This window comes from Bacteroides sp. 1_1_14 (assembly GCF_000162515.1).
In the GTDB taxonomy this organism is placed as follows: Bacteria; Bacteroidota; Bacteroidia; order Bacteroidales; family Bacteroidaceae; genus Bacteroides; species Bacteroides thetaiotaomicron.
The window spans coordinates 2958-17709 of sequence record NZ_GG774702.1 but is presented as its reverse complement, the minus strand read 5'-3'; the positions used below and the strand labels follow the sequence as shown (position 1 = coordinate 17709).

The 14752-nt window shown below is 40.8% G+C and carries 8 protein-coding genes and 1 pseudogene; all 9 read right to left on the bottom strand.

From position 1 onward, the window contains the following. Positions 1 to 295 precede the first annotated feature (295 nt). A complete protein-coding gene (locus HMPREF9007_RS24410) occupies positions 296 to 2287 on the bottom strand; it encodes a DUF4954 family protein (RefSeq protein ID WP_008759582.1) in 1992 nt (663 codons plus the stop codon). A 56-nt stretch (positions 2288 to 2343) separates the two neighbouring features. Further along, the gene (gene hflX / locus HMPREF9007_RS24415) at positions 2344 to 3603 is read right to left on the bottom strand and encodes a GTPase HflX (protein ID WP_008759581.1); all 1260 of its coding nucleotides are present in this window, start codon (positions 3601 to 3603) and stop codon (positions 2344 to 2346) included. A gap of 106 nt (positions 3604 to 3709) precedes the next feature. Further along, positions 3710 to 5170 carry a SusD/RagB family nutrient-binding outer membrane lipoprotein gene (locus HMPREF9007_RS24420; protein ID WP_008759580.1) on the bottom strand — a complete coding sequence of 487 codons (1461 nt, stop codon included), beginning with the start codon at positions 5168 to 5170 and terminating at the stop codon, positions 3710 to 3712. A gap of 19 nt (positions 5171 to 5189) precedes the next feature. Next, positions 5190 to 8120 carry a SusC/RagA family TonB-linked outer membrane protein gene (locus HMPREF9007_RS24425; RefSeq protein ID WP_238618409.1) on the bottom strand — a complete coding sequence of 977 codons (2931 nt, stop codon included), beginning with the start codon at positions 8118 to 8120 and terminating at the stop codon, positions 5190 to 5192. A 440-nt stretch (positions 8121 to 8560) separates the two neighbouring features. After that, on the bottom strand, positions 8561 to 9061 hold the full coding sequence (locus HMPREF9007_RS24430; protein ID WP_008759578.1) for a lipid-binding protein: 501 nt from the start codon (positions 9059 to 9061) through the stop codon (positions 8561 to 8563). 10 nt (positions 9062 to 9071) lie between these two features. Beyond that, positions 9072 to 9314, bottom strand: coding sequence for a BT_2262 family domain-containing protein (locus tag HMPREF9007_RS27350; protein WP_277754617.1), 243 nt, complete (start codon positions 9312 to 9314; stop codon positions 9072 to 9074). Continuing rightward, positions 9286 to 9765: a BT_2262 family domain-containing protein gene (locus tag HMPREF9007_RS24435; RefSeq protein WP_277754582.1), complete on the bottom strand. Its 480-nt coding sequence runs from the start codon at positions 9763 to 9765 to the stop codon at positions 9286 to 9288. Before HMPREF9007_RS24435 ends, HMPREF9007_RS27350 begins: the two co-directional genes overlap by 29 nt. Positions 9766 to 9792: 27 nt before the next feature. Then, a complete protein-coding gene (locus HMPREF9007_RS24440) occupies positions 9793 to 11289 on the bottom strand; it encodes a SusD/RagB family nutrient-binding outer membrane lipoprotein (protein WP_008759577.1) in 1497 nt (498 codons plus the stop codon). A 12-nt stretch (positions 11290 to 11301) separates the two neighbouring features. Beyond that, positions 11302 to 14286, bottom strand: a pseudogene (locus HMPREF9007_RS24445) (SusC/RagA family TonB-linked outer membrane protein); the annotation flags it as partial. Positions 14287 to 14752: the final 466 nt, after the last annotated feature.

Here is a 14752-nt window from a genome sequence, read left to right as displayed (position 1 = left end):
ACGTAATGTTAGTTAGTGAGGCAAAGGTAGTAATTAAAAATAAAGAATGATAACGGAAGAATGAAGAATTAAGAATGAATAACGCAGAAAGGAACTATGCCCACCGCAACAAGAATTTATTCTCATTGCAGTGAGAACTTTTTCTCATGCCTATGAGTATTTTTTCTCACTGCGATGAGAAAATTTTCTCATTGTGGTGAGAATTTTTTCTCATCGAGATGAGAATGGTCTGAGAACTTTAGATCACAATAACTACTGTTAATGAGGCGACTAACCAATAAGCCGACTTTAGATTTTACTCTTGAATGGACCCGATTCTTTTGATCAATTCATTGCCAAGCGCAGTTTTGTCCTCAATATGCTTCAAGACAGCCGTCACAAACGTGTTACTTTCAAAATCACCACGTACTTGTTCGAAGTCCTGCTTCATTTCATCGTGAGAACCATCGGCTCCGAATCCTGTCATCGAAGACAGCGAGAACTCTTTACGGGCATCATCATATACCATTTTATCAAGACCGACTACCGCCTCTTTCCACGCTTTTACGATACGGATTATGTCCTGTGCCGTTATTTCGTCCGGATTCAAGCCGTAAAACTCCTGAATCTTGTTGTAAGCCCAGGTCCATTCATACGTATAATAATTCTCATGCATTTCCGCAAAGCTGGCGTTGATGGACTTTAACCGATTGACAGAACCATTTTCGATGCCATCGAGCAGACGGTCTATTTCACTCTTAGGAGCGATCAGTCCGGACATATCCACCCATTCGCCGGTTCCGATTTCCGTGTCCGGTTTCAGACGCTGACGTATTTCTTCGTTACTCTGGAAATTAATGCCTTCCAGGCGTTTTATGATGGAGTTACCCAAAAACTTATGAATAGCGATCTCATAAAAACGGATACCATTATTTAAAGAGGAGTTCTTGATCTTTGCGCTCTGATAGGAATAGATTTCAGATGTTTCGCCGGATACCCGCTTAAGCTCTTTCAGAATAGAACGTCCCTTGAACATTTTCTGAATGGTGTATGGACTCAGAAGATTATAATTGATATAATCCAATCGGTTCGGGTCTTTCCGCTTGTCACGTTTCGGCCACTTCTGAGCATCGCGAATGGTACCCACACTTCTCAGATTCACTCCCGGAACCAGATAAGTCGTGTTCCGTTGCTCAATCAGATAAGAGAAAGGAAGATTGGAGGTATCGGCATGATTAACGTGGCGTCCCATTACCAGAGAAAAGGCTCCGACACGTGCCGGCCATAAGATATAGGAGTCGGAGGTTGTTTTAGCCCCTCTTTCCATGGTTCCCTGATGGATAGGCCCCAGTTTATACATATGGTTGCTCTGATTCGATCCCGATCCCGCATTCATAAACGAGAACATACCGGCAATCAATAAAGTCGATTTGTGGTGAGTCACCGTGAAAGGTCCCGCAAAGATGGCGCATGCCTCCCCGTTCTCTCCCTGGCAGTTACTGAAAAACAAGGAATCGGAGGCTGAATAGTTATGTCCCAGTTTGCAAGACTGACCGACAAAACAACGGGTCAGCATCGTTCCGTCATCTACTTCGGAACCGGAAGAGATAATGAAATCATCACATATTACTCCATGCCCGATATGCACTGGCGCTGTCACATTACTGTTGACGCTACCGTTTGTCAAACGGCAAGTACCGCAGATATGGCAATAATCACCGATCCGTACATTCTTGATAGACCCTGTGTTCAGAATCATCACATGATCACCTATACTACCTACCGCAGAAGCATGCTTGTTGGAATAATAATCGGCAATCGCCTTCATGCGATTAATCAGTTCCGGACGGTGACGATACAATGCAAGTATGTATGCCTGGTGTGCCGACAATTTATCATTGATCAGCACTTCACGTCCGCCCGTTTCATTGAGCACTGTCGCTTCCACCCCATTACCAAAGGTGCTTAGCCCGTCTACCAAAATGATATCCACATTTTCAATGAAGGTATCATTTCCGATTTCATAATTAGCAATGTAGTTTTGAATGTTTTCAATGCAGCAGTTATCCCCCACTACCACATTGTGCAGAGTTACATGACGGAGTCCCGAATGTTTTCTGATCCCTCCGGGCAGTGTAAATTCGGCATCAAATACGCCTAATTTCACTTCACCCGAAAAGCGGGTATGGTGAACATACTCACAGTTAAACCCCTCGGCAACCAAAACATTTCCCCAATCATCAGCCAGACACGACTGGCTCTTCAACTGAAGCACTTCGTCCTCAGTCAATTTACGATAGTCTTTCATATAGATAAAAATAGATATGTACCGCCTCCCCCAATCAGTAAGCGGTACATTGATTATTATTCTTCCTCTTCGTAAGTCTGATAAAGAAAATCGTTATAGGGGTACTTTTGAACATGCAATTCTTTCACTCGCTGATAAACTACATCTTTCAGTTCGTCTATATTGATTCGTTCGCGGGCGGAAATAAAGAGGCAGTTGTCTTCCATCTTTGCCATCCACGTCTTCATCAGTTCTTCGAGTGTTAAGTTTTCCTTTGTTCGGGGGGTAAGGTCGTCCGGCGCTTTCTCCACGTAGGTGTAGGCGTCTATTTTATTGAATATAAGTATCATGGGTTTGCCACCGCCGCCAATGTCGGCAAGTGTCTTGTTCACCACTTCGATCTGTTCTTCAAATCCGGGGTGAGAGATGTCTACTACATGCACCAGTAAATCGGCTTCACGCACCTCATCCAAAGTCGATTTGAATGAGTCTACCAGGTCAGTGGGCAACTTACGGATAAATCCGACTGTGTCCGACAGAAGAAATGGCAGGTTATCGATGATCACTTTGCGTACTGTTGTATCGAGCGTAGCGAACAGCTTGTTTTCGGCAAACACTTCGCTCTTTGCCAGCAAGTTCATGATGGTCGATTTTCCAACATTTGTATAGCCGACCAATGCGACACGGATCATGCGTCCGCGGTTCTTACGCTGAGTGGCTTTCTGTTTGTCTATTTCCGCCAGACGTTCTTTCAACAATGACATACGGTTGAGGATGATACGGCGGTCCATTTCGAGCTGCGTTTCACCCGGTCCGCGAAGTCCCACAGAACCTCCTTTACCGCTTCCGCTACCGGAGCCACCACCCTGACGTTCCAAGTGGGTCCAGAGTCGTTGCAAACGCGGTAACATGTATTTGTACTGAGCCAGTTCCACCTGCGTTTTCGCATTGGCAGTCTGTGCACGCATCGCAAATATATCGAGGATCAATGAAGTACGGTCTAGTATCTTTACTTTCAGTTCGGCTTCAATGTTACGTATTTGTTTCGCGGAAAGTTCATCGTCAAAGATGACCATTCCCACTTCACGTTCTTCTTCCTCTTCTGTCCGTATATATTGTCTGATCTCTTCCAGTTTTCCTTTTCCGACATAAGTAACCGAATTGGCTGTCGGTAATTTCTGTGTAAATCGTTTCACTACCTCCGCCCCAGCCGTCTCAGCAAGGAAAGCCAATTCATCCAGATACTCGTTCGTTTTCCGCTCATCCTGCATCTGGGTAATGAGTCCGACAAGTACTGCGGTTTCTACTTTGGCTTCGGATATTATAAATTCTTTCATTCTTTAACTTCTACTATATAAATCTAAATATGGTCGCAAATATAACAAAAAAAAAGAGGACAATGTTGTATTGTCCTCTTTTTCGTAACCATTTATAGTAATTCAATTATAAATCAAACCATAACTTTTCCCAAATCTTCGGAGATTCTTTCGGTGCATTGATATTAGCAGTCATCTCTTCCGGGCTATACTCCCATCTTCTGATCAGTTCTTTTGAAGTTGCATCTTCCGGCACTTGTAAGGTCGGGACTTCATTTCCAGCAGTACCAGAACGTCTCCACTGTACAAACTCCTCAAACGGACGATCCATTAAATCAATCCACTGCTGCATATGAATCTCATACAGTGCTTTCTCCTGAGTCAGCGCTGTCAATTCCGGCAAACCTGTAACATATGTATCAATATCCGCTTCCGCTACTCCATAAAATGCACATGCTTCCCGAATGCCTTTCTTATACAATTCATTAGCCTTCGACAAATTCTGAGCAACTCCCAAACCGCGCGCATAAGCTTCCGCTTCCAGAAGCAACTGCTCCTGGCAAGAGTATATTAACTCCGGTGCATCTTTTCTGAAAAGATAACTGCTCACAACAGATGATAACATATTATCTTTGTCATCAGTAACAGCAGGTTCACGGTTACCTAAGCCTCTATATACACCGTCGGCACCCGGTTCAAAATAACAAGGAATACGGGGGTCATTACGTTCCTGCATCGGCTTCAGCATATAGTTGCTGGCAAAAAACAATATCTGTGTACCGCCAACCAATTCTATAAGTTCATACTTAGGATTCTGGTTACCCGGTTCTGCAGAATAAGGGAACACCAAATTATCTGATGCTGATGATACCATGCCTCCAGCCTGTAACAACGTACCAATGGCAGTAGCTTTAGAAGGATCTTTGTCCACCATAACCATCAGTGTTCTGAACTTTAAAGATTTGGCCAAAGTCATCCATTTATTCATATCACCTTTATAATAGATATCGTATTCATCAATCGCATTGACATCATTCAAATCCATGATCTGCAGTGCTTCATCAAGCAATGACAACACCCCATTCAATACACTTTCCTGAGAATCAAATTTCGGATACTTAATTGTTCCGTTCCAAGATTCAGTGAAAGGGATATCCCCCCATAGCATCGTCGCTTCATACATATGTTCAGCCAACAGAATCTTACACTGTGCAATAGCATTGTGATTCACCGGATCTGCTTCTTCCGCATTTTTAATAGCCAGCATCAAGTTATTACCACCGACAGAGTAGTAATGTTTCCACGTATTTCCTGTACTATAAGGGGAAATGGTATATACCGATTCATCCCAGCCACCATAATCAAGTCCACCGTCAACCTGACACTGTGAACTCATTGATAACGGAATATAGAAGTCACCACCGGTACGTGTTCCGGCCCAGTTTACGGCTACATAGTTAAACAAATATCCGGGATCAACTTTCTCGGCAGTATTGGGGTCATGGTTGATATCAAGCCAGTCGCTGCATGAAGTAAATAACCCACATGTCAAAGCGCTCAATGCATATGCTAATATTTTCTTTTTCATAATCATGTTCGTTTAATTCTTACAATGTTAGTCTGAGATTAAATCCGAAACTTCTGGTAGAAGGGATACTGTTAAACTCTACACCGCCTCCGATCTGAGAAGGACCGAAGAAGTTAGCTTCCGGATCAATATGCGGCACATGATCTTTGATGATCCATAAGTTACGTGCCTCGAAGCCTAAATCCAATGATTTAACAAAGAAACTCTTAAACCATTTACGCGGAAAACTATAGGACAATTGCACTTCTCTAAGTTTCACAAATGATGCATTATAGATATTTCCTTCATTATTACTGGAGTTCGCCACATGCTGCCAGTAGTCCTGCATACTCTTCACCGGAACATCATTAGGTCTGTAAGTTCCGTCATCCTGAAGAATAACACCCGGTTCAATAAAAGAGGCATCTTCACGGTGAGCCACTGTTTCTGCAGCCAAACCACTGCTTCTCAAATTAGCTACTGTTTCCGAATATAAGGAACCTCCATGACGGATATCAATCAAGAAACTAAAAGTCAGCCCTTTATAAGTAAGTGTATTGTTGATACCCATTGTAAAGTCAGGATAAACGTCTCCCAAACGTACGTTATTGACTGTTTCTCTCAAACCTGTCTTAGAGTTGATTACATAATTACCTTGATCATCACGCTTCCAGGCAGTACCGTACAAACCGAACGAATCACCTTTGGCAGCCTTAATCTGCAAACCACTCAATCCGCTAGTCAATGTATATTCATCAAGTCCTTCAGCCAACTCTTCTACAGTCTGCTTATTGGAAGCAAACGTTGCATCCAAGTCCCATTTAAAGTTACGTGTTTCTACAGGAGTCAAGCCCAAAGTTACTTCGACACCCTTATTGGCAATCTTTCCGGCATTGATATTATTAGCAAAGTAACCTGTTGATAACGGGACATCAATACTTACAATCTGATTCTTTGTGATATTGCTATAATAAGTCATATCCAAACGAATCTTTCCACCAAAAAAACGTAAATCAGCTCCGACTTCGAATGAACTTTGGTTCTGAGGTTTCAAGTTTTCATTCGGCAGAACACGAGGCCCGGTAAAACCAACCAGTCCCATGTGTGGGAAAGTATTGACATTACCCAGATATTGCAAAAAGTAAGTACTAGCTGGAGTATATTTAAATGCCAAATTGTACGGATCTTCGTCACTACCCACATTCGCATAACTTAAACGAATCTTACCGTAATTCAGGATGTCTTTATTCTCCATCAATTCTGTGAAAATAAAGCTACCGCTGATAGATGGATAGAAATAAGAACGGTTATTAATAGGCAGAGTAGACGACCAGTCATTACGTCCTGTTACATTAATAAAAAGCATATCTTTGTATCCCAAGCTAATATCTCCGTATAAACCGACAAGACGTTTCTTTTCATAATAATTCACCGGAGTAGTAGATTTCGCATTAGTATATGTATACAATCCGTCAACTACCAGGTTCTGAGCTTGTACATTTTCATTCTTCCATTCTTCCTGATAGAGATTATGACCTACCATCGCCTTAAAATGATAATCATTGGCAAAAGTCTTCTCATAGGAAACCATTAAGTCATTATTTATAATTCTTTTATACAAATTCCAAGTCTGAAACTTACCATTTAAGGCTCCTACAGTACCCTTTGCGTAAAGTTTACGTCTTCCTTCTGTATAGAAGTCAGTTCCGGCATTGTTAGTGATAGTCAATCCTTCAATCGGCTTATAAGTCAATGTGATATTACCGATCATACGATCCAGATTATTGGTAAATTTATTCTTATTAATAATCCAGTACGGATTATTACTTTTGCCTTCCGGATCCAACGTAACCTGTTTGCCATTTTCATCAATCCAGTTCTGCTTAATATCATGAATATCAATCGTTCTTGGCAATCCATTGATTAAAGGAATCAGCAAGTTGCTATCATTTGCCCCCTGTGCCGGACGACCTTCAGAATCTGAACGTATATATTGGGCAGAGATGCGTCCTGTGAAGTTGCTAGTAAAGTTCATACCTGCATTCACAGAGAATGCATATTTGTTATAGTCAGAGCCTGGCACAACACCGGTCTGATTAGTAGAAGTAAAGCTCAAACGGAAATCAGCCTTTTCACCACCTCCGGCTACTGACACATTATTAATATAGCTCATTCCGGTTTCATAGAAATCCTTCACATTATCAGGATTTGCTTTCAAGGTCACTTTATCTCCTTTATAATCTGTAAATTGCTGATCTTGTACCGATGAAATCTTCGGTCCCCATCCATTCAGCATTTTTACATTATATACTCCGTAGCTACCTTGTGCATACTCATTCTGGAAATCAGGCAATTTAAGTACATTCTCAAATCGTGTTGAAGAGTTTACCGTAACAAATACCGGTGAATTCTTCTTCCCTTTCTTAGTAGTAATAACAATTGCACCGTCTTTTGCACGTGCTCCATACAATGCAGTTGCAGCTGCACCCTTCAATACGTTAATAGATTCAATATCGTCAGAGTTGATATCTCCTGCACGGTTACCTACATCGACTATACCATTGGTTCTGTCAGGATTGTAAGAACCATTGTCAATAGGAAGTCCGTCAATAATAAATAAAGGGGAAGAAACTGTGCCAATAGAGGAAGCACCACGAATCTGTATACTTGAACTACCACCTACCGTTCCAGACGACTGTGCAATTTGCAAACCTGCAATCTTACCGGACAATGAATTAAGCACATTACTTTCACGCGCTTTAGTTATCTCATCTCCTTTTACACTGGATACTGCATAACCTAAAGATTTTTCAGATCGCTTAATACCCATAGCTGTTACCACTACCTCTTCAAGATTCTGAGAATCAGACTTTAACAAAACTTTCAAAGTAGGTTTGATTACGACTTCTTGTGTTTGCATACCAATATACGAAATCTGCAAAGTCTTTGCAGAACTAATGGATTTATATATAACTGATAATCAGTTAGGTATATAGGGGATAAATCAGTAACACCAGTCGATATTTTATCAAGCAGAAATAGCTTATATATCTATTTGACAGTTAATTACCCTCATTCAGCTAATGTTTTACTCTCTTTTATGTAATACCACTTCTCTACCGAAATGAAAACTATTTATCTTATAATCAATATTATATCTATAAAACAAGGAGCTATTATAAACAAAAAATAGTATCATGCTATAAGAGGCGCTTTTATTTGTATACAATTAATCAGGTAATGGATGTTGCTAATTAAAAACATTGTCCCATTCATTTTTCTTTTAAAGGCAAGGAAATATTGTAAATATTGGAGACTGCTTATATATTGATCTGTCTTAGTTGAGGTTAGATTGCAAAAAAAGGCTGCTCCGATCATTGGAACAGCCCTCTCTGTATTTAAACTCTTCTGTTAAAAATCGTCAGCAGGGAAACCTGTTCGACGGAAGCCTGAAACTTTATAAGTTAATCCATCTTCATCGTCGTCGAATTGTACCATATATACGATACTGTCAGCAGGCATACCACTAGGAGTTGTGGCAGCTTTTTCCAGTACCTTGCCATCAGTTATTTTCACTTTGGATTCATATGTTACATTATCCACAAAGCCTGTTGTCGAGAAAGTCCTCGCTGCATAATTCACGTTTACTTTCAGTTTATATTCCCAGAAGTTTCCTAAATCATCCAACCACATTTCAGTTTCACTGTTGCTGGCTGTATTGTAAGTACTCATTTGCAGATGTCCTGCTCCGAAAGGATCTTCTACTTCTTTCCCGTCAATAAATGCATTCACTGTCACCCACCAGTCTCCTGCCATTTTTTCAACAGCAGTACCACCTGGTTCTGTATCGTTGTCGCATGCCACGAATGTAAAAGCCAGTGAAGCTAAAAGTAATATCATATATTTCTTCATAATCGTATTTTTATTGTTTTACTATAATGTCAAAAGATAGCTGACCGGCATAAGCAACAGTCCATTTCAGAGTCCCAGTCGCAGGGTCCAATAATGTATTAGTCATTTGATCCATGGAATCTCCCCAACCTGCAACATAACTTTCCAGAGGAGTAATGGTATTATCATCATTCAATTCGAATTTGCCAACCATTGCATAGTCCGGTCCATAGCCAGCACGCTGGTCATACCAGCCTCCTAAGAAATCGCTGATATAAAAAAATCCCCGGTTCCATCTGGAAAATCACAATCTCATATCCACTGAAAGCTACCACAGAAGGGGCGGTACGTTTGCTTCCTTCGGCTACGGTATAAATTCCGGATTTCAAAGGAGAAGCAGTATTATCTGCCACATATACTGTTCGTGTAAATGTTTTGGCAAAACCGTCCTCGTTGTATGCCGCATATACTAAATTGTAGATTCCCGGAGTGTTGACATCAACACTACCTTTTATCTGAACAGATTCAGTAATATCTTCTCCGTTCATTTCCGCATAATATCCCGGCTCCACAAAGGGTTGCCCTTTTTCTAAAATGATCTTTTCATCACCCTCTCTTTCCAACGTAACAAAATAGGTGACTTTAGAAGTGTCATCTGTTGATTTGTCGCAAGCTCCAAAGACAAACGGCAAACATACTAATATGCTGTATATTATATTTTTCATACGTAAAACTTACTAAGTTATTGGTTACTATTTGATATCCCACCAAACCGGAGTACTTCCCGGTACCCCTGCAGGAGTATTCACATTTTGCTGACGTGCGCTTAATGGATAAGTCATACGTTTCATCAGTCCACCCGCTTCCAGACCATTAGTCCATGGAGCAACTAACTCTCCCGGAGTGTATACTGACTCACTAGCCTGTATCTGTGCTGCTGAATAAGAAGACAGTTTCGGACAATCCGTACGACGAATCTCACTCCATGCTTCCATATGATCCATGTAGAAAAGAGATACCCATTTCTGCATATATATCAAGTTTAACTTGTCTGCCTGTGTAGAAGCAGCAGACCATGCACACGCTCCTTCCAAAATGGTATTCTCTTGACCTGCAAATCCACGAACGGCAAAGTCTGCAGTTACACCTGCTTCATAAGCACTCTTTGCATTCGCATCATCATTGTGAAAACGAGCATATACCTCAGCTATCAGGAATTGTAATTCAGCCTGAGTAAAGAAATAGACAGGTTTTGTGGCTCCGATAGAGTAATCAATCGCGCTCACGTTTTTGTTTTTCCAGTTGTCAGTACCCAGAATGCTTTGCATATGTGTTTTTCCTCCGGGAAGTTGACCGACATACTTTCCATCCGCATCTGTTTTACTAATACCATAAGCGATTCGAGGGTCTCCCGTGCTGCTTAAATAAGATACTAACGGATAGGCAGCACAATGATTACCGGTCAAGCCGACCGCATTCGTATTATACCATGGATTCCGTTTGTCTGTTTCATCCAAGAAACAATCCAATTTCACGTCACCGGTAAAGAATTCGTTGTTTTGTACTAAGGTCTTCACTTTCTCTGTATACGAAGCCGCATCTATGTTGGCATCAATGAAACGCAGATACATACGGAGGCGAAGAGCATTGGCAAAACCTTTCCATTGAGCGATATTTTTGTTGAATATCAAATCCGGCACATCCATACCACTTCCATCCAAAGCAGCTTCTGCCGCATCTATCTCACCTAATATACCTTTATATACTGTTTCACCCGTATCCCACTTAGGTGTGGCATTGGCATTACCTTGCAGAGCTTCCGAATAAGGTGAGTCACTGGTATTATCTACCATTATCTGAAAGGCATATGCTCTCAGTATGGTAGTAGCGAATCGGTCGGCAGGGTTTGTGGTCTTTTCCAGCACCTGCTTTGCATCTTCCAAAGCTCCTGCAAACAGGATTCTATAAGAATAATCCATTTGCTGGGAAGATTCAGTAAATGTATATTCACATAGAGTGTTATACTGATTCGACTCCGGTTTCTGTTCATAGTACTGAGCGAAAAAGCCAGCGTAATTATAAATTTCTCCGCCTACCGCCGAAGCAATGGAAGCACTGATAGAGGGGAATATCAAATCCGCCGTCACCTGATCATTCATCGGGTAGTTCGGGTCGTCATTGATGTTCAGGTCGCAACCTGCAAACAATGCTGTTGTTGCTAATGATGCATATAATAATATTTTTTTCATTTTTATTCCTGTTTAAAATTTAACCATTAAGTTGAAACCGAAACGACGTGAGCTGGGATTAGCCGTGTATTCTCCATAGTTACCTTCAAGGTCGTTACCAAATGAAGTCATTTCGGGATCAATAAATGTATTGCTGGATGGAGTCCAGACAAATAAGTTATTGCCATATGCAGACACTTTTACTGCCTGGAAAGGAGTTTTTGCCAACCATCTTTTGGGCAGGTCCCAACCTAATACAACAGAACGAAGCTTGACGTATGATTTGTCTACTAGGAAGCAGCTTCCCATATCAGAGCCACCGTCGCCCCAGTATTTATAAATGTTAGAGCTTGTAATAGGAGTTGTATTTTCTACATAAGTAACGTTTTCTCCATTCACTATTTTATTTACTGAGTTAGGAACAATCAAAGGATTACGGTCATTGTAGGCAGTCTGTATCGCGTTACCGGTAAAATAGTTTATATCTTTAGTACGTGAATACATCACTCCGCCCTGACGGATATCAAAATCAATGCCTAAGCTTATACCTTTATATTTCAAGTTAGTAGAAACACCCATTTGATATTTGTTATTCATATCTCCGCAGATTCCGAATTCGCTGGCTTCAACCGGAAGACCTGTTGATGAATTTACTACAATACGTCCTTGCGGATCACGTTCGGCTACCTGAGCCTTGAAAACACCAACAGGCATGCCTGTTATAGCGTACATACTGGTACCTCCATTGAGACCATAAATCGTTGTAATGCCACCCAATTCTTCCGGTAAACTGATCACCTTACTCCAGTTCTTTGTGAAGTTCCATGTCAGTTCCCAACTGAAATCTTTTGTTCTTATCGGAGTGCCGCTGATCAGGAGTTCTATACCACGGTTACGAATCTTACCCAGGTTCATATTCTGTGCTGTATAGCCTGAAGCAGGGTCCATAGCCAAAGAGAAAATCTGCTTATCGGTATTCCTATTATAATAAGATACGTCAAAAGAGAGGCGGTTTTTGAAAAAAGCCATATTTAAACCGACTTCAGATTCTGTGGTCATTTCCGGACTTAATGTATTACTTCCGAGTACATTTCCTGCAGAGTAAGCGTTGACACCTCCTAGAGGGAAAGTCAGAGAACCGAAAGGTATTCTATTGGAAGATTGGGCATACACAGGATTAACCATATACACATCAGCATCGTTACCTGTTTTACCCCAGCTGGCGCGTATCTTACCAAAAGTTATCACATCTTGCAGATTGTCATTCAATAATTCGCTGAAAATAAAACTACCGGTAATACCAGGATAGAAGAAACTGCGATTTTCTTTCGGAAGAGTAGAAGACCAGTCATTACGGGCAGTAACCGTTAAATAGAGCATATTCTTCCATGAACCTTCAAACTGTCCGAAAACACCCATCAGACGTCTGAGTTCCATGTGCTGTTCTACTATAGGAGTTTTGCCGGAGTTCTTCAGATTAAACCATGTAGGAATCGTTAAATCATTAACTTCTGAATATTGATAAGAGACTTTACGTTCATTGCCATTGAAACCGACCAGTGCATTGATATTAAAATCGTTAACCGGCATATTGAAATTAACCATAATATCCTGGTTTATCTCGCGACGACGGGTTATCTGCTCGGAATATTGTCCGGTTTCACCAGAGAAAGGACTGCTGGAGCCCTGACCTTCTCCATTAGGAGTACCTTCATAATAAAGAGCGTACAGATTCGGTTTTCCTTTGTCACTTTGTCCTGTTGTAGTATCCAAGCCCATACGGTACGTAAACTTGAAGTATTTCAGGAATTCATAATCCAATTGAAATTTTCCGTAGAATCTTTCAGATTCATATTCATTCAAATAGTTATTCAAAATATAATAAGGGTTCATAACTCCGTAGGGGGTATAATAATATCCCGGAGTGTTGAACGGATCATTCTGGTCTTCCAGTCCTATTATGCTGATATCTCTTGGTGTCTGATATAAAGAGTTTAGCATGGACAAACCTTGTCCCGTAGTAGCAAAGTTATTCTTTTGATAAGCGTAATTCAGTGAAGAAGAGAATGTCAACGCTCCTGCCTTATGGCTGCCGCGTGCAGAAAAAGTATATTTATCGTAGCTGTCGGCATCTGTCGGGATCATACCATCATCGCTGATCTGAGAGAATGATACATAATAATCACTTTTATCTGTAGCTCCATTGAATGAAAGGCTGTTGCTATATCTGAACCCCGCATCAAAAAAGTCTTTGATGTTATCAGGCATTGCCACATAAGGTTTCAGTTTCTGAGAGTTGTTGTACACATTACCCCACAACTGCATGGAACCATCGAAACGAGGTCCCCAGGAACCGTTCTCCAATTCTGTATGGTTGCCGTTCCATCCCATACCAAATTCATTTTGAAATTCCGGCAGACGCAGAACAGTTGACCACTGAACTCCACCGTTATACTCGATTCCAACTCCTTTTTCTTTCCGGCCGCTTTTGGTAGTAATCATGACTACACCGTTGGCAGCACGGCTACCATACAAAGCAGTGGCCGCAGCACCTTTCAAAATAGTCATGTTTGCCACATCATCCGGATTGATGGCGTTGGCACCGTTTCCAAAATCATATCCGCTATTCAAGCCATCTGTAGAGTATACGGTAGAGTTATTCAAAGGTACTCCGTCCACGACATATAGTGGTTGGTTGGTACCGGAGAGTGAGCTAACTCCACGGATAATGACCGAATTAGAGGCTCCGGGGTCAGATGAAGTGCTGGAAATCTGTACACCTGCAATTTTACCTGCCAAGCTTGACATCACATCAGATGTACGGCTTTCCGCAATTTTTTCTCCACCCACTGAAGTCGCAGCATAACCTAATGCTTTTTCAGATCTTTTAATACCCATTGCTGTAACAACAACTTCATCGATCTGTTGAGCATCCGACCTAAGTACTACCTTTAAATTAGGCTTAATCGCTACTTCTTGAGTTTGCATACCGATGTACGAAATTTGCAAAGTCTTTGCAGAACTAATTCTTTATATAAAGTGTTGATTATTATAATAATGAGAAATATAAACCTAATCGTCATATATGTTATTGTATCCATATATAAACGTGATAATCAATTATTTATCAGCATTATAACTACCCTTTTCTTTAACGAATGATACCCTGTTTCTATCCATTTCAATCATTTAGTTCATTCATTATAAGAAAGTTATGTCTTTATTTTATTTATATGAGGTATTATTATTGGATACTATTTTTATATTTCCCGAATATTTCTCACCACCAATCATAATGAATGATTACTTTTGGGGCGTGATAGTAGAAAAAGATCAAATCTGAAGAAAAGCATATTTAGTTATGGTATAATTCAAAATATACAGAACCTGCTTGGGAGAATGACAAAAATCGGCAGGATTTTAAAACAGCAGATCTACGGATGAAATACATCTGTCCGTTTTTTGTTTCCTTGTGCTATATGAT

Bases quoted from the DNA above. Each gene is read 5' to 3' on its own strand.
- HMPREF9007_RS24410 (WP_008759582.1), bottom strand. From the start codon at position 2,287: ATGAAAGACTATCGTAAATTGACTGAGGACGAAGTGCTTCAGTTGAAG.
- hflX (WP_008759581.1), bottom strand. From the start codon at position 3,603: ATGAAAGAATTTATAATATCCGAAGCCAAAGTAGAAACCGCAGTACTT.
- HMPREF9007_RS24420 (WP_008759580.1), bottom strand. From the start codon at position 5,170: ATGAAAAAGAAAATATTAGCATATGCATTGAGCGCTTTGACATGTGGG.
- HMPREF9007_RS24430 (WP_008759578.1), bottom strand. From the start codon at position 9,061: ATGAAGAAATATATGATATTACTTTTAGCTTCACTGGCTTTTACATTC.
- HMPREF9007_RS24435 (WP_277754582.1), bottom strand. From the start codon at position 9,765: ATGAAAAATATAATATACAGCATATTAGTATGTTTGCCGTTTGTCTTT.
- HMPREF9007_RS24440 (WP_008759577.1), bottom strand. From the start codon at position 11,289: ATGAAAAAAATATTATTATATGCATCATTAGCAACAACAGCATTGTTT.